22 protein-coding genes are annotated in these 20,412 nt (G+C 68.9%); 19 read left to right on the plus strand and 3 right to left on the minus strand.

Translation table 11 applies throughout. The features are described 5' to 3' along the window. The first annotated feature begins 20 nt into the window (after positions 1 to 20). Positions 21 to 614: a class F sortase gene (locus AC1RS9_RS02095; protein ID WP_062257705.1), complete on the plus strand. Its 594-nt coding sequence runs from the start codon at positions 21 to 23 to the stop codon at positions 612 to 614. 158 nt (positions 615 to 772) lie between these two features. Continuing rightward, complete coding sequence (locus tag AC1RS9_RS02100; RefSeq protein ID WP_062257703.1) at positions 773 to 1,456, plus strand: hypothetical protein; 684 nt, start codon at positions 773 to 775, stop codon at positions 1,454 to 1,456. 70 nt (positions 1,457 to 1,526) lie between these two features. Here AC1RS9_RS02100 and AC1RS9_RS02105 read toward each other — a convergent pair whose 3' ends face one another. Continuing rightward, positions 1,527 to 1,727 carry a hypothetical protein gene (locus tag AC1RS9_RS02105; protein ID WP_050786539.1) on the minus strand — a complete coding sequence of 67 codons (201 nt, stop codon included), beginning with the start codon at positions 1,725 to 1,727 and terminating at the stop codon, positions 1,527 to 1,529. Between the two features lie 178 nt (positions 1,728 to 1,905). On the opposite strand from AC1RS9_RS02105, the gene AC1RS9_RS02110 reads away from it, so the two are divergent. The 10 genes from AC1RS9_RS02110 (at position 1,906) to AC1RS9_RS02155 (ending at position 13,144) form a co-directional block, all read left to right on the plus strand. Further along, entirely contained in the window at positions 1,906 to 2,322 is a 417-nt protein-coding gene (locus AC1RS9_RS02110) for a class F sortase (protein WP_255569627.1), read from the plus strand. Positions 2,323 to 2,483: 161 nt separating this feature from the next. Beyond that, complete coding sequence (locus AC1RS9_RS02115) at positions 2,484 to 3,008, plus strand: SixA phosphatase family protein (RefSeq protein ID WP_062257701.1); 525 nt, start codon at positions 2,484 to 2,486, stop codon at positions 3,006 to 3,008. Positions 3,009 to 3,251: 243 nt separating this feature from the next. Next, entirely contained in the window at positions 3,252 to 5,168 is a 1,917-nt protein-coding gene (locus tag AC1RS9_RS02120; protein ID WP_062257699.1) for an acetolactate synthase large subunit, read from the plus strand. After that, the gene (gene ilvN, locus AC1RS9_RS02125) at positions 5,165 to 5,683 is read left to right on the plus strand and encodes an acetolactate synthase small subunit (protein WP_006946034.1); all 519 of its coding nucleotides are present in this window, start codon (positions 5,165 to 5,167) and stop codon (positions 5,681 to 5,683) included. Before AC1RS9_RS02120 ends, ilvN begins: the two co-directional genes overlap by 4 nt. Positions 5,684 to 5,772: 89 nt before the next feature. Continuing rightward, positions 5,773 to 6,807 carry a ketol-acid reductoisomerase gene (gene ilvC, locus AC1RS9_RS02130; RefSeq protein ID WP_006945953.1) on the plus strand — a complete coding sequence of 345 codons (1,035 nt, stop codon included), beginning with the start codon at positions 5,773 to 5,775 and terminating at the stop codon, positions 6,805 to 6,807. 204 nt (positions 6,808 to 7,011) lie between these two features. Next, positions 7,012 to 8,853 (plus strand): dihydroxy-acid dehydratase, encoded by a 1,842-nt coding sequence (gene ilvD, locus AC1RS9_RS02135; protein ID WP_006945871.1) that lies wholly within the window; start codon positions 7,012 to 7,014, stop codon positions 8,851 to 8,853. A 117-nt stretch (positions 8,854 to 8,970) separates the two neighbouring features. Beyond that, positions 8,971 to 9,843 carry an EamA family transporter gene (locus tag AC1RS9_RS02140; protein ID WP_492920350.1) on the plus strand — a complete coding sequence of 291 codons (873 nt, stop codon included), beginning with the start codon at positions 8,971 to 8,973 and terminating at the stop codon, positions 9,841 to 9,843. A 77-nt stretch (positions 9,844 to 9,920) separates the two neighbouring features. Continuing rightward, positions 9,921 to 10,955: a 3-isopropylmalate dehydrogenase gene (locus AC1RS9_RS02145; RefSeq protein ID WP_239303488.1), complete on the plus strand. Its 1,035-nt coding sequence runs from the start codon at positions 9,921 to 9,923 to the stop codon at positions 10,953 to 10,955. A 169-nt stretch (positions 10,956 to 11,124) separates the two neighbouring features. After that, positions 11,125 to 12,219, plus strand: a complete 1,095-nt coding sequence (locus AC1RS9_RS02150) for a branched-chain amino acid aminotransferase (protein WP_492920352.1) — start codon at positions 11,125 to 11,127, stop codon at positions 12,217 to 12,219. A gap of 16 nt (positions 12,220 to 12,235) precedes the next feature. Next, positions 12,236 to 13,144, plus strand: a complete 909-nt coding sequence (locus AC1RS9_RS02155; protein WP_492920354.1) for an HAD family hydrolase — start codon at positions 12,236 to 12,238, stop codon at positions 13,142 to 13,144. A 123-nt stretch (positions 13,145 to 13,267) separates the two neighbouring features. Here AC1RS9_RS02155 and AC1RS9_RS02160 read toward each other — a convergent pair whose 3' ends face one another. Continuing rightward, positions 13,268 to 14,164, minus strand: coding sequence for a 3-methyladenine DNA glycosylase (locus AC1RS9_RS02160; RefSeq protein ID WP_492920404.1), 897 nt, complete (start codon positions 14,162 to 14,164; stop codon positions 13,268 to 13,270). A 100-nt stretch (positions 14,165 to 14,264) separates the two neighbouring features. Here AC1RS9_RS02160 and AC1RS9_RS02165 point away from each other — a divergent pair, with 100 nt between their 5' ends. From AC1RS9_RS02165 to rdgB, 7 genes are all read left to right on the plus strand, one after another. Next, a complete protein-coding gene (locus AC1RS9_RS02165; RefSeq protein WP_038567485.1) occupies positions 14,265 to 15,047 on the plus strand; it encodes a fumarylacetoacetate hydrolase family protein in 783 nt (260 codons plus the stop codon). A 106-nt stretch (positions 15,048 to 15,153) separates the two neighbouring features. Continuing rightward, positions 15,154 to 15,954 carry a glutamate racemase gene (gene murI / locus AC1RS9_RS02170; protein WP_338812889.1) on the plus strand — a complete coding sequence of 267 codons (801 nt, stop codon included), beginning with the start codon at positions 15,154 to 15,156 and terminating at the stop codon, positions 15,952 to 15,954. Then, positions 15,951 to 16,718 (plus strand): MBL fold metallo-hydrolase, encoded by a 768-nt coding sequence (locus tag AC1RS9_RS02175; RefSeq protein WP_312293377.1) that lies wholly within the window; start codon positions 15,951 to 15,953, stop codon positions 16,716 to 16,718. Before murI ends, AC1RS9_RS02175 begins: the two co-directional genes overlap by 4 nt. Positions 16,719 to 16,934: 216 nt before the next feature. Beyond that, a complete protein-coding gene (locus AC1RS9_RS02180) occupies positions 16,935 to 17,801 on the plus strand; it encodes an LD-carboxypeptidase (protein ID WP_338812892.1) in 867 nt (288 codons plus the stop codon). Next, on the plus strand, positions 17,759 to 17,965 hold the full coding sequence (locus AC1RS9_RS02185) for a hypothetical protein (protein ID WP_338812894.1): 207 nt from the start codon (positions 17,759 to 17,761) through the stop codon (positions 17,963 to 17,965). Before AC1RS9_RS02180 ends, AC1RS9_RS02185 begins: the two co-directional genes overlap by 43 nt. A 227-nt stretch (positions 17,966 to 18,192) precedes the next feature. Beyond that, positions 18,193 to 18,960 carry a ribonuclease PH gene (gene rph, locus AC1RS9_RS02190; protein ID WP_338812896.1) on the plus strand — a complete coding sequence of 256 codons (768 nt, stop codon included), beginning with the start codon at positions 18,193 to 18,195 and terminating at the stop codon, positions 18,958 to 18,960. Next, the gene (gene rdgB, locus AC1RS9_RS02195) at positions 18,957 to 19,580 is read left to right on the plus strand and encodes an RdgB/HAM1 family non-canonical purine NTP pyrophosphatase (RefSeq protein WP_492920358.1); all 624 of its coding nucleotides are present in this window, start codon (positions 18,957 to 18,959) and stop codon (positions 19,578 to 19,580) included. The genes rph and rdgB overlap by 4 nt, the downstream gene beginning before the upstream one ends. 12 nt (positions 19,581 to 19,592) lie before the next feature. On the opposite strand, the gene AC1RS9_RS02200 is transcribed toward rdgB, so the two are convergent. Next, positions 19,593 to 20,141: a hypothetical protein gene (locus tag AC1RS9_RS02200; protein WP_492920360.1), complete on the minus strand. Its 549-nt coding sequence runs from the start codon at positions 20,139 to 20,141 to the stop codon at positions 19,593 to 19,595. Positions 20,142 to 20,412 lie beyond the last annotated feature (271 nt).

The following is a 20,412-nucleotide window of genomic DNA, read 5'->3' on the forward strand; positions in this document are numbered from 1 at the left end:
TGACGGACGAAGGGACGCCCATGGATCGTCGAGGATTTCTGACGGTAGCCGGCGCCGCGCTGTTCGGCGCCACGGCGTGCTCATCGGGTGGCTCGGGCGGCTCGTCGTCGGACCACACGGCGTCAGTGCCCACGACGTCCGTCGCGCCGACCGCGAAGGCGTCGAAGGGCGGCGGCAGCGTGCCGGTGAAGCTGACGATCCCGTCGATTGATTTCGACCGCAAGCTCACGGGCATGGGTCTCACGGACGACGGCGAGATCTCGCCGCCCCCCGGCGTGACGCAGTGGTACAACGCCACCGTCAGCCCGGGCCAGAACGGCATCTCGGTCATCGCCGGGCACGTCACCTATGACGGCCCCGACGTGTTCGCCAACCTCGAGAAGGTCAAGGTCGGCGATCAGCTCAGCGTCGGGTTCGCCGATGGTTCGTCGAAGAAGTTCGTCGTGGTGCGGGAGAAGTCGGTCGACAAGCAGGCCCTACGCACCGACCGGAGCGTGTGGGGCTCCTCGAGCACACCCAGCCTCGTGCTCATCACGTGCGACGCCGAATCCAAGCTCGTCGGCCAGCACCACCTCAACAACTTCGTCGTGTGGACGAAACCCGTTTCCGGATGATTCACCTGCATTACTGCGCAGTACCACTGACAATCCTCCCAGCCTGTGCTTAGCTGAATCACAGGCGGGGAGGGGTCAGCGTTCACCGCGATCCCTGCGGGGGCCGCGCAGAGCATGACGCACCGCCGAGTCCAAAGGAAATCTCGAAAGGTGCCATCATGAAGAAGTTTGCTGGTCTCGCAGCGGTCGGCGTCGGCGCGCTCGCCTTCACAGGTGCAGGCGCATCGCAGGCGGCTGAGACGCACATCAGCGGTAACCTGCAGTACACGTCGATGACCTACTGGTGCGACAAGGGCAAGCCGAACTTCGCATTCGGCTACCGCACGCTGAACAAGACGGAGTCGCAGGTCACGTTCACGGCTTCGGGCTTCAAGCCGCTCGTGACGAAGAACGTCTCGCCCTACACGGCGAGCCGTACCGTCTACGCCGTCGGGGGTTACGCAGGCAAGCCGATCACGGTGACGGCACACGCTGCCTCGACCGGTTCCTCCTTCAGCGTCTCGGGTCGCGTTCCGTCGAGCTGTGCCGGCCTGCCCACTGTCCTTCCGTTCACAGACTGGTCCGCCGCAGGCAAGCCCACCGCGCAGCCGGTGCCGACGAAGCCGGCCCCGACGAAGCCGGCCCCGACCAAGCCCGCGCCGACCAAGCCGGCTCCGACCAAGCCCGCGCCGACGAAGCCGGCTCCCACCACGTCGGCCCCGACCACCACGGGTCAGGGCCCGAAGGTCGAGACGGACCGCGTCGTCACGAACCAGAACGACACCACCGCTGCCGCGGCCGGCCTGGGCGCCCTCGCCCTCGCGGGTGGCGGGCTCGTCGTGGCGCGTCGCGCGCGCCGCTGACGAGCGTCTCGCGATGCACGGTGACGCCGGGGTCCTCGACGGATCCCGGCGTCACCGCGTCCAGGGCGACCTAGACTGACGCCATGAAGAACACCTTGGGGAAGTGTGTCGGCGCGGTCTCGGTCGCGCTCTGTCTGAGTGCGTGTGGTAGCGGTGGGGGAAGCTCGGACAAGTCCGTCTCCGTCTCAGCATCGTCGACATCGCCGTCGTCCGTCTCGGTCACGTCGTCCAGCTCCGCGCCCTCGCCGTCGGGCACGGCAGCGTCGAGCACGTCGGCCGCGTCGTCGTCGGCTGCCCCGGCCCCTCAGACCAGCGGCCCATCGTCAGCCGGTCGTCCCAGCGGCTCGGCCACGCCGCGTGCGAGCGCATCGAGCGGCGTCTCCAAACCCGGCGGAGGAAGCGGTGGCGCGAGCGTCGCGGTTCCGAGGTCCGCCGCGGTCAACATCTCGATCCCGAGCATCGGGCTCGATCACAGCATCGTGCCCGGCGGGCTCAACGGGGGCGTGCTGAACCCGCCGAGCGGCGTCATCCAGCAGTTCACCGGATACGGGCGTGTGACCCCGGGCAAGCCGGGCATCAGTGTGCTCGCGGGCCACGTCACCTACAACGGGCCCGACGTGTTCTACAAGCTGTCGAGCGCCCCGGTCGGTGGCCGGGTCACGATCTCCTACGCCGACGGCACGCACAAGGACTTCGTCATCACCTCGAAGGCCAGCGTCGACAAGAACGCGCTGCAGAACGACTCGCGCGTGTGGGGCGCGAGCGCCGCCCCGGTCCTCGCACTCGTCACTTGCGACTCCTCGAGCGGCTGGGCCAACGCGCAGCACCACACCAACAACTTCGTCGTCTGGGCGAGCCCCGCCTGAGATCGGTCCGGCACGGACCTCCGACTGAAGGCCGAACGGCCGACGCCGATGCGATCGTCGATGGCCACGCCGAGCGACGATGGCGGCCAGAGCGTCGCGGCCTCATGCGGGCCGCGTGGCCGCGTTTGGCGTGAGGCGTACGCGGCGACGAAGATGAGCAGGTGAGTGAAACCACCCGACGTCTCGTACTCCTTCGTCACGCCACCGCCGAACCGGCCGGCCCTGACGGTGACGAAGCGCGCCACCTCAGTGACGGTGGCGTGAGCGAGGCCCGCGCCGTCGGCCGGTGGCTCAAGAACGAGGGGCTGCTCGGCGATGTCGTCGTGTGCTCGCCGGCGCTGCGCACCCGCGAGACGTGGGCCGCCATCCAGGACGAGACGGGCCATGGCGTCATCATCACGATGGAGCCCGCCGTCTGCGAAGCCGACACGCAGACGCTGCTGGCCGTCGTCCACGAACTCGACGCGACGGCGCCCGAGGCGACGAGCGCGATCGTCGTCGGCCACGCGCCGGGTTTGCCGCAGCTTGCCCATGACCTGTGTGCCGGCGAGGGCGCGGACATCGATGTCGTCACGCGCGGATTCGTGCCGGCCTCGGCTGCCGTGCTCGAGACCACCGGAGCGTGGACCTCGTTCCTGCCCGGCGGCGCGAGCCTCACCACCGCTCGCCCCGGGACGGCGGGCTGACGCGGACACCGAACGCCGCCCTTCGCTGACCGCATCGTGAGATGCGCGTCTCACGATGTTGACCCATGAGTAACCCCGCGACAAAACTATGTGACATGGCACAGGTTCTCGTACTCACGCAGCGTGCGTTCTGATCGGTTCGACCGACACGACGCACGCTGATCCCTCATCGCCGCACAGGCTGGGGGATTTTTTGATGCCAGACCCTCGTGCACGACCTCCAGGTGAAAGTGGTGAGTACTGATGAGCGATACGGCGACGACCGATCGCGCACCCACCCCGGGTGACGTCGCGGCGAAGCGCGCAGGCGAGCAGGTGAGCGTCACCGGCGCGCAGAGCCTCGTCCTCGCGCTCGAGGCGCAGGGCGTCGAGACCGTCTTCGGCCTGCCCGGCGGTGCGATCCTGCCGGCCTACGACCCGCTGCTCGACTCGGTCTCCGTCCGCCACATCCTCGTCCGCCACGAGCAGGGCGCCGGTCACGCGGCGCAGGGTTATGCCGCCGCCACCGGCAAGGTCGGCGTCTGCATGGCGACCTCCGGCCCCGGCGCGACGAACCTCGTCACGCCCCTGGCCGACGCGTACATGGACTCCGTGCCGATCGTCGCCATCACCGGCCAGGTCAGCTCCAAGACCATCGGTACGGACGCGTTCCAGGAAGCGGACATCCGCGGCATCACGATGCCGATCACGAAGCACAACTACCTCGTGACGGACCCGGCCGACATCCCGCGCGCCATCGCCGAGGCGTTCCACGTGGCGCGCAGCGGCCGCCCGGGCCCGGTCCTCGTCGACATCACGAAGGACGCGCTCGTGTCGAAGACGACATTCTCGTGGCCGCCGCGCTTCGAACTGCCCGGTTACCGCCCCGTCATGACGCCGCACGCCAAGCAGATCAAGGCGGCCGCCGAGATGATCCGCGCAGCGGAGCGCCCGGTGCTCTACATCGGCGGCGGCGTCATCCGCGCCGAGGCGAGCAAGGAGCTGAAGGCGCTCGCCGAGCAGACGCAGATCCCCGTCGTGACGACGCTCATGGCGCGCGGCGCCTTCCCCGACAGCCACGAGCTGCATCTCGGCATGCCGGGCATGCACGGCAGCGTCCCCGCCGTGACGGCGCTGCAGCGCGCCGACCTGCTCATCACGATCGGCGCCCGCTTCGACGACCGCGTCACCGGTGCGCTCGACAGCTTCGCGCCCGAGGCCAAGGTCATCCACGCCGACATCGACCCGGCCGAGATCAGCAAGAACCGATACGCCGACGTCCCGATCGTGGGCGACGCGCGCGAGGTGCTGCTCGAGCTGGCGCGTGCGCTCGACGACGTCGACACCTCGCGCTACGCGACGTGGCGTGAGACGACGGCGTCGTGGAAGGAGCAGTTCCCGCTCGGCTACGCGACGCCGGAGGACGACAAGCTCGCGCCGCAGTACGTCATCGAACGCATCTCGGCGCTCACCGGGGCCGAGGGCACGTACGTCGCCGGCGTCGGCCAGCACCAGATGTGGGCGGCCCAGTTCGTGACGTACGACCGTCCGAACGCGTGGATCAACTCCGGCGGCCTCGGCACGATGGGCTACTCGGTGCCCGCCGCGATGGGTGCGAAGGCCGCCGAGCCGGAGCGCACCGTCTGGGCGATCGACGGCGACGGCTGCTTCCAGATGACGAACCAGGAACTCGCGACCTGCGTCATCAACGACATCCCGATCAAGGTCGCCGTCATCAACAACTCGAGCCTCGGCATGGTGCGCCAGTGGCAGACGCTGTTCTACAACGAGCGCTACTCGAACACCGACCTGCACACCTCGCACGGCGGCAGCCGCATCCCCGACTTCGTCAAGCTCGCCGACGCCTACGGCTGCGTGGGCCTGCGCTGCGAGCGGCCCGAGGACGTCGACGCGACGATCAAGCAGGCGCTCGAGATCAACGACCGTCCCGTCGTCATCGACTTCGTCGTGGAGCGCGACGCGATGGTGTGGCCGATGGTGCCCGCCGGCGTGAGCAACGACCTCATCACGATGGCGCGCGACATCACGCCCGTCTGGGATCGCGACGAGGACGACGCCGACGACGTCAACATCCCGGACGAGGACGAGGCGGTCGAAGCGGCCCGCGAGGATGGCGCTGCCACAGCCGACGCCGCGCAGACGAAGGAGCAGCAGCGATGACGACGAACCGCCACATCCTGTCCGTGCTCGTCGAGAACAAGTCGGGTGTGCTCGCGCGCATCTCCGGGCTGATCTCGCGACGCGGGTTCAACATCCACTCCCTCGCCGTGGGGGAGACGGAGGATCCGCACGTCTCGCGCATGACGGTCACGGTCGACGCCGACGACGTCGCGCTCGAGCAGGTCGTCAAGCAGCTCAACAAGCTCGTCGAGGTGCTCAAGGTCGTCGAACTCGACCACGCGAGCGCCATCGAACGTCAGCTCGTGCTGTTCAAGGTGAAGGCTGACGCCGCGACGCGCTCGCAGATCATCGATCTCGTGACGATGTTCCGCGCCAACATCATCGACGTGACCAACGAGTCGGTCGTCATCGAGGCGACGGGCACGCTCACGAAGCTCGAGGCGCTGCTCACGACGCTCGAGCCGTTCGGGATCCGCGAGCTCGTGCAGTCCGGCGTCGTCGGTCTGGGTCGCGGCTCCAAGGCCATCTCGGCGCGCGACAAGAAGAAGAACTGAACTTTCCGCCCGAGTGAGTGCTCGGGCAGAATCGAACCGAACAGGCCGCCGCTTCGATGCGGCGGACGTGATGAAGAGGAGTTTCTCCCGTGGCTGACATGTTCTACGACGACGACGCCGACCTGTCGATCATCCAGGGCAAGAAGGTTGCCGTCATCGGCTATGGCTCGCAGGGCCACGCCCACGCGCTCAACCTGCGCGACTCGGGCGTCGACGTGCGCATCGGCCTCGCCGAGGGCAGCAAGTCGAAGCAGAAGGCCGAGAACGAGGGCCTCACGGTTCTCTCGGTCGCCGACGCGGTGAAGGAAGCCGACGTGGTCGTCATCCTCACGCCCGACCAGGTGCAGCGCACGGTCTACGCGAACGACATCAAGCCCAACCTCAAGCCCGGCACGACGCTGCTGTTCGGCCACGGCTTCAACATCCGCTTCGGCTACATCACGCCCGAGTCGGACGCCGACGTCGTCATGGTCGCGCCGAAGGGCCCCGGCCATCTCGTGCGTCGTGAGTACGTCGACGGTCGCGGCGTGCCCGTCATCGTCGCCGTCGAGCAGGACGCCTCGGGTTCGGCCTGGGATCTCGCGAAGGCGTACGCGAAGGCCATCGGCGGCCTGCGTGCCGGCGGCATCAAGACGACGTTCACCGAGGAGACCGAGACGGACCTGTTCGGTGAGCAGGCCGTCCTGTGCGGTGGCGCGAGCCAGCTCGTCATGTACGGCTTCGAGACGCTGACGGAGGCCGGCTACCAGCCGGAGGTCGCGTACTTCGAGTGCCTGCACGAACTGAAGCTCATCGTCGACCTCATGGTCGAAGGTGGCCTCGCGAAGCAGCGTTGGTCGATCTCCGACACGGCCGAGTTCGGCGACTACGTCTCGGGCCCGCGGGTCATCGACGAGCGCGTCAAGGAGAACATGAAGGCCGTTCTCACCGACATCCAGAACGGCAACTTCGCCAAGCGCTTCATCGACGACCAGGACGCCGGCGCGCCGGAGTTCAAGAAGCTGCGCGAGAAGGGCGCCTCGCACCCGATCGAGAAGACGGGCAAGGAACTGCGTGGCCTCATGTCGTGGCTGAAGGACTCGGACACGGATTCGGACTATGTCGAAGGTTCGGCTGGCCGCTGAGGATCGAGCGAGCGGCGGTAGGACCGGAACGTAGTGAGGATCCTGCCGGAGCGAGCGTTGACGAAGCGGCCGAAAGAAGATGGCCGTTGATCCTGAAGCCTTAGCCGCTGCTGAGCCGGGCCCGGACACCCTTCGAGGTGGCCGGGTTCGGTCATTCTCTGAACGCCTCTCGCACCGCTTGCTCGAAATTGGGAGACTGAACGCATGCCTGAACTTCGCTCACGCACGACGACTCACGGACGCAACATGGCGGGTGCGCGTGCCCTGTGGCGCGCGACCGGCATGGGGGAGGGCGACTTCGGTAAACCGATCGTCGCGATCGCGAACAGCTTCACGCAGTTCGTGCCGGGTCACGTCCACCTCAAGGACATGGGTCAGCTCGTCGCTGGCGCCATCGAGGAGGCCGGCGGCGTCGGGCGTGAGTTCAACACGATCGCCGTCGACGACGGCATCGCGATGGGTCACTCGGGCATGCTGTACTCGCTGCCGAGCCGCGAGGTGATCGCCGACTCCGTCGAGTACATGGTCAACGCGCATCAGGCCGACGCGCTCGTCTGCATCAGCAACTGCGACAAGATCACGCCGGGCATGCTGCTCGCCGCGCTGCGTCTCAACATCCCGACGGTGTTCGTCTCCGGCGGGCCGATGGAGGCCGGCAAGGCCGTCATCGGGGAGGACGGCACGGCTGAGACGCGTCTCGACCTCATCGACGCGATGATCAAGTCGGTCGACGACACGGTCTCCGACGAGGAGATCACGAAGATCGAGCAGAGCGCATGCCCGACGTGCGGCTCGTGCTCGGGCATGTTCACGGCGAACTCGATGAACTGCCTGACGGAGGCGCTCGGTCTGTCGCTGCCGGGCAACGGTTCGACGCTGGCGACGGCCGCCGCGCGCAAGGAACTCTTCCTCGACGCGGGCCGACTCGTCGTCGACCTGTGCCGCACCTACTACGACGGCGACGACGACTCGGTGCTTCCGCGCGCGATCGCCGCGAAGCCGGCGTTCGAGAACGCCATGCGTCTCGACATCGCGATGGGTGGTTCGACGAACACGATCCTGCACCTGCTGGCCGCGGCGCAGGAGGCGGGTGTCGACTTCGACCAGGAGGACATCGACGAGCTCTCGCGCGTCACGCCGTGCCTCGTCAAGGTCGCGCCGAACAGCAACCAGTTCTACATGGAGGACGTGCATCGCGCCGGTGGCATCCCCGCCATCCTCGGTGAGCTGGATCGCGGTGGCATGCTCAACCGCGACGTCCGTTCGGTGCACAGCCCATCGCTCGAGCAGTGGCTCGCGGACTGGGACATCCGCTCGGGTTCAGCCACCGAGAAGGCCACCGAACTGTTCCACGCCGCGCCGGGCGGGGTGCGCACGACGGAGGCGTTCAGCTCGACGAACCGCTGGAAGAGCCTCGACACCGACCCGGAGAACGGCTGCATCCACTCCGTCGAGCACGCCTACACGAGCGAGGGTGGGCTGGCGGTGCTCAGCGGCAACCTCGCCCCCGACGGGTGCATCGTCAAGACGGCCGGCGTGCCCGAGCACCAGTGGAACTTCTCCGGCCCGGCCAAGGTGGCCGAGAGCCAGGAGCAGGCCGTCGAGATGATCCTCAAGGGCGAGATCGACGCCGGCGACGTCGTCGTCGTGCGCTACGAGGGCCCCAAGGGCGGCCCCGGCATGCAGGAGATGCTGTACCCGACGAGCTACCTCAAGGGCGTCGGGCTCGGCCCGAAGTGCGCCCTCATCACCGACGGTCGTTTCTCCGGGGGCTCCTCGGGTCTGTCCGTCGGGCACGTGTCGCCGGAGGCTGCGGCCGGTGGCGCCATCGGTCTCGTGAAGAACGGTGACGTCATCGAGTTCGACATCCCCAACCGTCGCGTCAACCTGCTCGTCGACGACGCCGAACTCGTGCGCCGTCGCGCCGAACAGGACGAGCGCGGCTGGGAGCCCGTCGACCGTCACCGCCCCGTCTCGGCGGCGCTCAAGATCTTCGCGCGCTTCGCGCAGAGCGCCGACAAGGGCGCCGCGCGCAAGGTGGACTGACCACTTCCCTCCCCGACGACGCCCGTCGCGCCGAACCGAACGGTTCGCCCCGGCGGGCGTCTTCGTCGTCTCCTCGCATGTCCGCTCCGGCGCGGACCTGCGTGATGCAAGGACTTCATGAGCGCCACGAGCCTCGCTCTCGTGCTGACCGCAGCACTCCTGCACGCCGTGTGGAACATCGCTGCGAAACGCGTCGTGGGGGACGGATACGTCTTCGTCTGGTTCTACGACGTGCTGTCGGCGATCGTGTGGCTGCCGATCGCGTTGGCCGTCCTCGCCTCCCAGGGGTGGCCGCTGACGTGGTCGCTGCTGTGGGCGCCGATCGTCTCCGGCGTCATCCACATCGCCTACCAACTGTGGTTGCAGACCGGCTACGACCGGGCCGACCTCGGCGTCGTCTACCCCCTCGCGCGCGGCGTCGGACCGTTGCTGACGATGCTCGTCGCCGTCGTGTTCGGGGGCGAACGGCCCGGGCCGGCCGCGCTGCTCGGCGGGCTCGTCATCATCGCGGGCATCGTCGTCGTCGCGAGCGCGCAGGGTGGCGAGCGGCATCACAGCGTCGCCGGCGGGTTGAAGTGGGGCGCGCTGACGGGCGCGGCGATCGCGGGATACACGCTGTGGGACGACGTGAGCGTCACACACCTTGGCCTCGACCCGGTCGTCTACTTCGCCCTCGGCACCGCGTGGCAGACGGTCCTGCTGACGCCGGGGCTCGAACGCTCGCGCCGCGCGGGCGCCGAGGTCGCCGCCATCTGTCGGCGCTGGTGGCGGGAGGCCGCCGTCATCGCCGTGCTGTCGCCGCTCGCGTACGTCCTCGTCCTCGTCGCGATGCAGTCGACGCCCGTGGCCCTCGTCGCACCGGCCCGGGAGAGCAGCATCGTCGTCGGTGCGCTGCTCGGGGCGTGGATGTTCAAGGAGAGCGGGGTGGCGCGCAAGCTCGTCGGTGCGCTCGTCGTACTCGCAGGGATTGCGTTGGTGGCGAGCGCCTGACGGTTGCGCCCTGCCGCGCAGTTCGTATCGCGAGACAAGCGTTTCGCATGGCAAGACGAGCAGCTAATCTGCGGGGCATGAGCAACATCGATCTCGCAGTCATCGCAGGCGACGGAATCGGCCCCGAGGTCGTCACCGAAGGCCTCAAGGTTCTCGACGCAGTGACCGACGGCGGGGTGAGCACGACGCAGTACGACCTCGGCGCCAAGCGTTGGCACGCGACGGGGGAGACGCTGCCCGACTCGGCGCTCGAGGAGATCCGCGGCCACGAGGCGATCCTGCTCGGGGCGATCGGTGACCCCAGCGCGCCGAGCGGCCTGCTGGAGCGCGAGCTGCTGCTGCGCATCCGGTTCGAGCTCGACCACTACATCAACCTGCGCCCCAGCAAGCTGATGCCGGGTGTCTCGACGCCGCTTCGTGAGGACATTGCGCGCGGTGGCATCGACTTCGTCGTCGTCCGTGAAGGCACCGAGGGCCCGTACACCGGCAACGGTGGTGCGCTCCGCGTCGGCACGCCGCACGAGATGGCAACCGAGGTGAGCGTCAACAGCCGCTTCGGCATCGAGCGCACCGTCCGCGACGCGTTCGAGCGCGCGAACAAGCGTGAGCGCAAGAAGCTGACGCTGCTGCACAAGCACAACGTGCTCTCGTACGCGGGCCACCTGTGGCGCCGCACCGTCGAGGAGGTCGGTGCCGAGTACCCCGACGTCACGCACGACTACGCGCACATCGACGCGGCGATGATCTACCTCGTCACCGATCCCTCGCGCTTCGACGTCATCGTCACCGACAACCTGTTCGGCGACGTCGTCACCGACCTTGCCGCGGCCGTGACCGGCGGCATCGGGCTCGCCGCATCGGGCAACATCAACCCCGAAGGAAGTGCGCCGAGCATGTTCGAGCCCGTGCACGGCTCGGCCCCCGACATCGCCGGCCAGGGCAAGGCCGACCCGACCGCGACGATCCTGTCGACCGCGCTGCTGCTCGAACACCTCGGGCGCGGCGACGAGGCACGCCGCGTCGAACAGGCCGTCGCCGAGGATCTCGCGTCACGCGGTGACGCCACCCGCTCGACGTCGCAGATCGGTGACGCGATCGCCGCCCGCCTCTGACATCTTCCCGATGCTGCCCGGGTTTCGCGGCGAGGGTGCCGCGAAACCCGGGCAACATCGTCGACGCTCCGCGCTCGCCCCGGACCCGATGACGCCCGCCGTGCTGCTTCGGCGTTAACCTGGGGCCACACAGTGACGCATCCCACTTTTTGCCAACTTGGAGAAGACCATGGCCCTGACGTTCCCGATGACGCCGAACCCCGCCCCGCGCGCTGACGCGGAGCGCGCCGAGATCCTGAGCAACCCCGGTTTCGGGCAGAAGTTCAGCGACCACATGGTCGTCTCGATCTGGCGCGAGGGCTCCGGGTGGGGTGACGGCGAGGTCAAGGCGTACGGCCCGTTCCAGCTCGACCCGGCGGCGGCCGTCCTGCACTACGCGCAGGAGATCTTCGAGGGCATGAAGGCCTACCGTCACGAGGACGGCTCCGTCTGGACGTTCCGCCCCGAGAAGAACGCGGCGCGCTTCAACCGTTCGGCGAAGCGTCTCGCGCTGCCGGAGATCGACGAGAACGACTTCGTCGAGTCGCTGAAGGCGCTCGTCAAGGCTGACGAGTCGTGGGTGCCCGCGTTCGACGCCGGCGAGGCGAGCCTCTACCTGCGCCCGTTCATGTTCGCGTCCGAGGCGTTCCTCGGGGTGCGTCCGAGCCGCGAGGTGACCTACTGCGTCATCGCCTCGCCCGCGGGTGCGTACTTCAAGGGCGGCGTGAAGCCGGTGTCGCTGTGGCTGTCGCGCGACTACTCGCGTGCCGGCGTCGGTGGCACGGGCGCCGCGAAGTGCGGCGGCAACTACGCGAGCTCGCTCGCCGCACAGATCGTGGCGAACGAGCGCGGCTGCGACCAGAGCGTCTTCCTCGACTCGGTCGAGGGCAAGTACGTCGAGGAGCTCGGCGGCATGAACGTCTTCTTCGTGACCAAGGACGGCGAGCTCGTCACGCCGCAGCTCACCGGCACGATCCTCGAGGGCGTCACGCGCGACTCGATCCTCGAACTCGCGAAGGACCTGGGCCTCACGCCCGTCGAACGTCGCGTGACGATCGAGGAGTGGATCGAGGGCTGCAACGACGGCACCATCACCGAGATCTTCGCGTGTGGCACGGCCGCCGTCGTCACGCCCGTGGGGCGTCTCGTGTGGAGGGACGGTGAGGTGGCGTCCGGACCCGAGGGCGAGGCCGGCCCGTACGCGACGAAGATCCGCGAGGCACTCCTCGCGATCCAGAAGGGCACCGCGGAGGACACGCGCGGCTGGATGACGCGTCTCGTCTAACGGCGGGCCGCGCCCCATGACGACTGCTCGGCGTGACGGCCCGGCACCCCGCGCGACGGGTGCCGGGCCGATGCCGCGTCTCGTCGCGAGTGACCTCGACGGCACGCTGCTCGACGCCGACGGACGCGTCAGCGAGCGCACCCGCGCGGTGTGGTCGGGGCTCCGTGCGCGCGGCATCGAGACGGTCGTCGTCACCGCGCGGCCACCGCGCTGGCTCGATCACCTCGCGGAACTCGTGGGTGCTGCCGGATCGCCGGAGTCGACAGCCGACGATGTCGGCGCCCACACCCTGGCGATCTGCGCGAACGGGGCGTTCGTCTACGACCTCGCGACACGGCGCGTTATCGAGGCCGACGGATTCACCGCGGATGAGGCACTCGCCGTCGTCGAGCACCTGCGGCGACGCTACCCGGATGCGGGAGCGGCCGTCGAGACCGAGCGTGGCATGTTCCGAAGCGCCGCCTACCCGGACGCCCACGCCGGCATGCCGGCGCACGACGCCGGCGTCCGCGACTGTGAGCTGGCCGCGCTGCCGCCCGACGTCGTCGTCGGCAAGATTCTGCTGCGCGACGAGGCGTGGCGCGGCGATGCGTTCGTCGAGGCGTTGACGGAGTGTCTCGGTGGGCGTGGAGTGCTGGCCTACTCAGGAGCGGCAGGGCTTGCGGAGATCAGCGCCCCGGGCGTGACGAAAGCGGCCCGCCTCGAGTCCTGGTGCGCGGAGCGGGGCATCGACGCGAACGACGTGTGGGCCTTCGGCGACATGCCCAACGACATCCCGATGCTGACATGGGCCGGGCGCGGCGTCGCCGTCGAGAACGCTCACGACGAGGTGCTCGCGATCGCCGACGACACCTGTGGCCCCCACGATGCCGACGGCGTCGCCCGCTACCTCGAACGCCACCTCACCCTCGATTCCCACCCCTGATCCTCAGCGGCTGATCCTGTTCACGTCGGCGAATCTCGTCCCCCTCTGCGACTCACCTCCACATTCGCGATTCATGGACCAGGCTGAGAACGGTTCCAGAAGTGGACGTCAGTCGCAGATGTGTCAGGGCGCGGGGGCGGCACGGTCCAGCACGTCGAGCAGGCGTCGTCGCAACTCCTGCGAACTCCCGGCGAACTCGCGCTGACGACGAACGTACTCGGCGCGGCCGCGCGGCGTCTCGACGGGGACGACGCCGTAGCCGAGGCCGCGCACGTCGTAGGGGCTGGCCTCCATGTCGAGCGTGCGGATCTCCTTGGCGAGTTCGAACGCGTCGAGCACGAGGTCACTCGGGACGAGAGGCGCGAGTTTGTGCGCCCACTTGTAGACATCCATCCCTGCGTGCAGGCACGCAGGCTGTTCGAACTCGACCTGACGCTCGCGCGTCGGGCGCTCGCGATTCAGTTCGACGGCGTCGGGCGTGAAGAAGCGGTACGCGTCGAAATGCGTGCAGCGGATGTCGGCGGCCTCGACGACGTCGTCCGTCGCGGCCTGGCTCAGGCGCAGCGGCAACTGTTCGTGGCGCTGCTCGCCCGGCGCGAGCTTGTAGACCATCGCCCACTCGTGCATCCCGAAGCACCCGAGGTGCGGGGCGCGATCGAGCGTCGCGGTGAGCAGCGACCTGACGAACGCGATGGTGCGGTCGCGTGCGTCGACGAACTCGTCGACGTCAAGGACGTCGGCATCCCCCTTGGCCGTCGTGATACGGCGGGTAAACCGGTCGTCCGCAATCGGCGTGCGACCGCGCTCGTCGACGAGCAACGCGACGCCCGCGCCCGGGTGCCACCGCCGCAGTTTGCCGGGGGAGTAGGAGTAGTAGACGAAGAGAAAATCCTCGACGGGATGCTTGCGGTGCTCCTTGCGACGTCCGAGATGCGGTTCGACGTGCGGGGCCACGCGCGCCTCGTGGGCGGCGACCGCCTCGCGCCACTGCGCCGGCGTCATCACCTCGACCTGCTCCATCACCCGTCGATCCTAGAACTCGACCCACGGCGCTGCGATCCACAGCCTGCTGCCGCACCGCCCCGTCAGCGGACCGGCGACGACGAAATAGGATGGGCACATGCGTATCGCGAGGTTCACGACGGGTGATGACCCGATGTTCGGTCTGGTCGACGGGGCGGGCGAGAAGATCGCCGAGATCACGGGCGACCCGCTCTACACGAAGATCGAGCTGACGGGTGCCGTCCACCAGGTCGACGACGTGCGTCTGCTCGCGCCCGTCATCCCGCGCTCCAAGATCGTCGCCATCGGCAAGAACTACGCCGAGCACGCGCGCGAGATGGGCGGCGAGGCGCCGAAGGAACCGCTCATGTTCCTCATCCCGAACACCGCCGTCGTCGGCCCGAACGACCCCGTCGTCATGCCGTCGATCAGCGAGCGCGTCGACTTCGAGGGCGAACTCGCCGTCGTCATCGGGCGCATGTGCAAGAAGGTGAGCGTCGAGGAAGCGATGAAGGTCGTCTTCGGCTACACGATCGCAAACGACGTCACCGCCCGCGACCTTCAGAAGAGTGACGGCCAGTGGTCGCGCGCCAAGGGCTTCGACACGTTCTGCCCGCTCGGGCCGTGGATCGAGACCGAGCTCGACCCGTCCGCCACGCGCGTGACGACGCGCGTCGACGGCGAGGTGAAGCAGGACGGGCCGACGTCCGACATGATCCACGACGTCGCTCAGCTCATCTCGCACGCGTCGCAGGCGTTCACGCTGCTGCCGGGTGACGTCATCCTCACCGGCACCCCCGAGGGCGTCGGCCAGGTGCGGGCGGGGCAGCGCGTCGAGGTCGAGATCCCCGAGATCGGCGTGCTCGCCAACACCTACGTCGCTGACGAGGACGACGCCTGACGGCGCCCATTCCGGGCGGCCGAAGCGATGCGATATGGGCAGCCTCACACCTCGTCAGGTCGCAACCGGTGAGTAGCACCACACGTCACGACTTACCCTGAAAAGCGTGACTGACGCACCGATCGGCATCTTCGACTCCGGCTACGGCGGTTTGACCGTGGCGCGCGCCGTGCTCGACCAGCTGCCGCACGAGAAGATCATCTACCTCGGCGACACCGCCCGCGCGCCCTACGGCCCGCGACCCATCGCCGAGGTGCGGCAGTACGCCATCGAATGCCTGGATTCACTCGTCGAACAGGGCGTCAAGGCCCTCGTCATCGCGTGCAACTCGGCGTCCGCAGCCGTCCTGCACGACGCGCGCGAGCGCTACGACGTGCCCGTCGTCGAGGTCATCCGCCCGGCGACGCGCCGTGCCGCCGCGGCGACGCGCAACAACCGCGTCGGCGTCATCTCGACGGAGGCGACGCACCGAAGTGGTGCCTACACCGACAGCTTCGCCGCAGCGCCGCAGGTCAAGATCTCGAGCGTCCCGTGCCCGCGGTTCGTGGAGTTCGTCGAGGCAGGCATCACCTCCGGCCCGGAGCTGCTGACCGTCGCGCACAAGTACCTCGACGGCCTCGTCGACGAAGGCGTCGACACGCTCATCCTCGGCTGCACGCACTACCCGCTGCTGACCGGTGTCATCAGCTACGTCGTGGGCTCGACGGTGACACTCGTGTCGTCGGCGGAGGAGACGGCGAAGGACGTCTACCGCGTGCTCGCCGACATCGGTCAGCTGCGCGACCCCGAGCTCGGCTCGACGCAGCACCAGTGGATGACGACGGGCGACCCGGCCGCGTTCGAGACCCTCGCGCGGCGCTTCCTCGGCCCCGAGGTGACCGCGGTGACGCGTGAGGCGGCGCTGTGAAACTGACCATCATCGGTTGCTCAGGCTCCTACCCGGGCCCCGAATCGCCCGCCTCCTGCTACCTCGTCGAGGCGGAGGCCGACGGCAGGCGCACCTCGGTGCTCCTCGACTTCGGCAACGGCTCGCTCGGCGCGCTGCAGCGCTACCGCGAGGTCGACGAGATCGACGCCGTCGTCATCAGCCACCTGCATCCGGACCACTGCCTCGATCTGTGCAGCTATTACGTCGTGCGCAACTACGACCCGCTCGGTCGTTTCGACGCCAAGTTGCCGGTGCACGCACCCGCGGGCGCACGCGAGCGCCTGACGCGCGCCTACGCCGTCGACAAGCCCGAAGACCTGGGCACAGCCTTTGACTTCGTCGACCTCGTCGACCGTCAGACGTTCGAGATCGGCCCGCTGCGCATCACGCCGCACCTCGTGAACCACCCCGTCGAGGCGTACGGGCTCCGCGTCGAGGCCGACGGCGCCGTGCTCGCGTACACGGGTGACACGGACGCCTGCCCGGCACTCGTCGAGCTCGAGCGGGAGGCCGACCTCGTCCTCACCGACTCGGCCTTCGTCGACGGTCGCGACGACGAGATGCGCGGCGTCCACCTCAGCGGCTCGCGCGCCGCGCAGACGGCCAAGGACGCGGGGGCGAAGCGACTCATGCTCACCCACATCCCGACGTGGACGCCCGTCGAGGACTGCCTGCGCGATGCTCGCACGGTCTGGGACGGCGACGTCGAGGTCGCCGTCGCGGGGGAGACCTACGAGCTCTGACGGGCGCCGCGCGCCGTCGATGGTCGGCGTTGCGTCGCGCCAGGATGGCGGATGACTCACGGGTAGGCGTGCTGCCAGTCACCTCCTGTGAGTTACGCGCCATCCTCGGGTGGCGCAGTGTCGCGCCGGCAGAACGACATCGGCTGACGGGGGCGCGCACCGGGGGCGGAGCAAATGCGCCCGCGCCTGCTCACGGTCGAATGCCAGGATGACGGCATGTCGACCGAGATTCGCTACCCCCGCCCGCTGCGTCCCGGTGACACGGTTGCCGTGACCGCCCCGTCGGCGCCGGTTCGACCCGAACACGAGGCACGGCTGACTTTCGTCACTGACTGGCTGCGTGGCCGCGGTTTCGAGGTGATCCTCGGCGAGTGCCTGATCGGTGACGGCATCACGAGTGCCTCCGCGCGTGCACGGGCGGATGAGTTCAACGCGTTCGTCCGCGACCCCGCAGTGCGTGCCATCGCCCCACCGTGGGGTGGTGAGTTGGCCATCGACCTCGTCGACCTGCTCGACCACGACGCGCTGCGCGCGGACCCCACCTGGGTCGTCGGGTGGAGCGACATCTCGACGCTGCTGCTGCCGCTGACGCTGCGCTCCGGCGTCGCGACGATGCATGGCCAGAACCTCATGGACGCGCCGTACGAACTGCCGCAGGGCACCGCGCACTGGCTCGACGTCGCCGCGATGCCGGCCGGGGCGTCGTTCGTCCAAGGGGACCCACGCGTGCGTCGGCGCGGTGGGTTCGACGATTGGGAGCGTCACCCCTGCGCCGATCGCATGGATCTGAGCGAGCCCACGTCGTGGCGGGTTCTCGCGGGCGGGTCACGGATCGACGTCTCCGGGCGTCTCATCGGCGGGTGCCTCGACGTCGTGTGCCATCTCGCGGGCACCCCGTACGGCGACGTGCGCCGCTTCGCTCGTGACCACGAGGATGACGGCGTCATCGTCTACCTCGAGAACTGCGAGGCACCCTCGCTCGATGCTGCGCGCATGCTCCACGGCCGCGCCTCGCCGGGTGGTTCGAGGGGGCATCAGCGGTGCTCATCGGCCGGACCGGTGCGCCGGAACGAGCCGGTCTGACACAGGACGACGCGATCCTCGGTGCGCTGGGGAGCCTCGACGTGCCGATCGTCGCCGACGTCGACTTCGGTCACGTGCCACCCGGCAACGTCCTCGTCAACGGATCCCTCGCGCACGTCGTCGTCGACGGGGAACGCCACGAGATTCGTCAGACCTTCGTGTGATGCCCGGCGAGCCCGGTGCCGGCAGTCACCAGCCGACGCTCACCTGGCGCTCCTGGCGTGTCAGCCCCCCACAGGATGGCGGGTAACTCACGCCTCCGCGGAAAACATCTCGCCGGCGCGTGAGTCACCCGCCATCGTCGGGTCCACGGCCGTCAGGCGAACGCGAGCGGCATCTCAAGGCTGCGGTGCCGCTCAGCAACCCTCGCCGCACTCGATAGGCTGACGCCATGACTGACGCAGCCACGCCCACCCCCCGCCACGACGGTCGCACCACCGATCAGTTGCGCGAGGTGCGCATCACCCGCAACTGGCTCGATCACGCCGAGGGCAGCTGCCTCGTCGAGTTCGGTCGCACGCGCGTGCTGTGCGCCGCGTCGTTCACCGAGGGCGTGCCGCGCTGGCTCAAGGGCCAGGGCACCGGCTGGGTGACGAGCGAGTACGAGATGCTGCCGCGCTCGACGAACACCCGCAGCGACCGCGAAGCGCGCAAGGGCAAGGTCGGTGGCCGCACCCACGAGATCAGCCGCCTCATCGGGCGTAGCCTGCGCGCCGTCATCGACACGAAGGCGCTGGGGGAGAACACGATCGTCATCGACTGCGACGTCCTGCAGGCCGACGGCGGTACGCGCACCGCGTCGATCACCGGCGCGTACGTGGCGCTCGCGGATGCCATCGCCGACGCTCAGGCGCGCGGTCTCATCGCGAAGAAGGCGAAGCCGCTGACGGATTCGGTCGCCGCGATCAGCGTCGGCATCGTCGCCGGTCAACCCGTGCTCGACCTCGACTACCCCGAGGACTCGACGGCGGAGACCGACATGAACGTCGTCATGACGGGCTCGGGCGGCATCGTCGAGGTGCAGGGCACCGCCGAGGGTGCGCCGTTCAGCCGTGACGAGCTCAACGCGCTGCTCGACCTCGCCGCCGACGGCATCGCCGACCTGACGACGAAGCAGCGCGACGCTCTCGCCGCCGACGGTCGCGAGCGCCTGCAGTGAACGACGCTCGCCCCGCCGATGCACGCACCCGCGTCGTGCTCGCCACCCGCAACGCCGGCAAGATCGCGGATTTCCAGCACCTGCTCGACGCAGCGCAGCTGCCCATCGACGTCGTGAGCGTCGGCGAGTTCGCCGATCTGGCCGACACCGTCGAGACGGGTGTGACGTTCGAGGAGAACGCGCGCCTCAAGGCCGACGACGTCGCGCGCGCGACAGGTCTGCCGGCGCTCGCCGACGACTCGGGCCTTGCCGTTGACGTCCTCGGTGGCTGTCCGGGCGTGTTCTCGGCACGCTGGTCGGGCACGCACGGCGCGGATCAGGCGAACATCGACCTGCTGCTCGCCCAGACCGGCGACGTGCCCGCCGACGAGCTCACCGCGCGCTTCATGTGCTGCGTGGCGCTCGCGGTTCCCGGCGAGTCGACGCAGGTGGAGTTCGGCCACGTCGAAGGGCGCCTGACGCGCGATCAACGCGGTACGAACGGGTTCGGCTACGACCCGATCTTCGAACTGCCCGACGGCCGGACGATGGCCGAACTCACCGCGGACGAGAAGGCTGCCATCAGCCATCGCGGGCGAGCTTTCCGCGCGGTCCTGCCGCAGGTGGCTGCGCTCGTCTGAGGCTCGGCGGAGCTACTTCGCCGAGGTCGATGCCGTCGCCGACGTCGATGAAACCGACGCGGATGCTGACCGCGCACCAGATGGCGCTGCCTTCCACGGCAGCTGCACGGTCGTGCTCGTGAAGACCGCCTCCTGACCCAGTTCTCCCGTGGCCTGAGCGACGTCGAGCCCCCACGTCGTCGGGCGCTTGACGTTCGAGCACGTGATCGTGAACAGCCGTTGCTGTGTCGGCGTCTTCACACCCGGGCGATGTTGGGGCGACACGGCCGTCGTGCACTCAGGGAACTCATTCGTGTCCTGCGCCTCAGCGACGGCGAGCGTGAGTGCGGCATATTCGGTGGCCCACGCCGTCACCGTCACATTCTCGCCCTGGTAGCGGGCGGACACGACCTGCGTGTCGACGGGCTGGTCGGCCTGGATCTGCGCGTCCCGATCTGTCTGCGGACGGCCCTGGGCCTCGGCATCGCCGAGCGCGAAGATCGCCGAGGTCGCGCCCGTGTGCGTGGCGTCGCCCCAGAGGCCCAGATGGCAGGACGCTTCAGCGCGCCGGTGACGTGGCACGTCAGCGTCACGAGGTGGGTGACGTTCTTCAGCGCGCCCTTGATCGGTGCGGACAGGGGTTTCTCCGAGGCCCTGGTGCACTGGGGGTCAGCATCACCTCCTGGGATGAGCTGCCCACCGCCCACGGCTCGCGTGTCCTGCAGGACGAACTGGCCCTTGGGTGCTGTCGCGAGTGTCAGGGTGTACGCGCCGCGGGCTGAGGTCGCCGAACGAACCCAGATCTGTGTCGGGACGAATTCGGGCGCATCGGTCGAACCTTCGGCGGGGACAT

The organism is Dermacoccus sp. MPR-E5 (assembly GCF_058809565.1).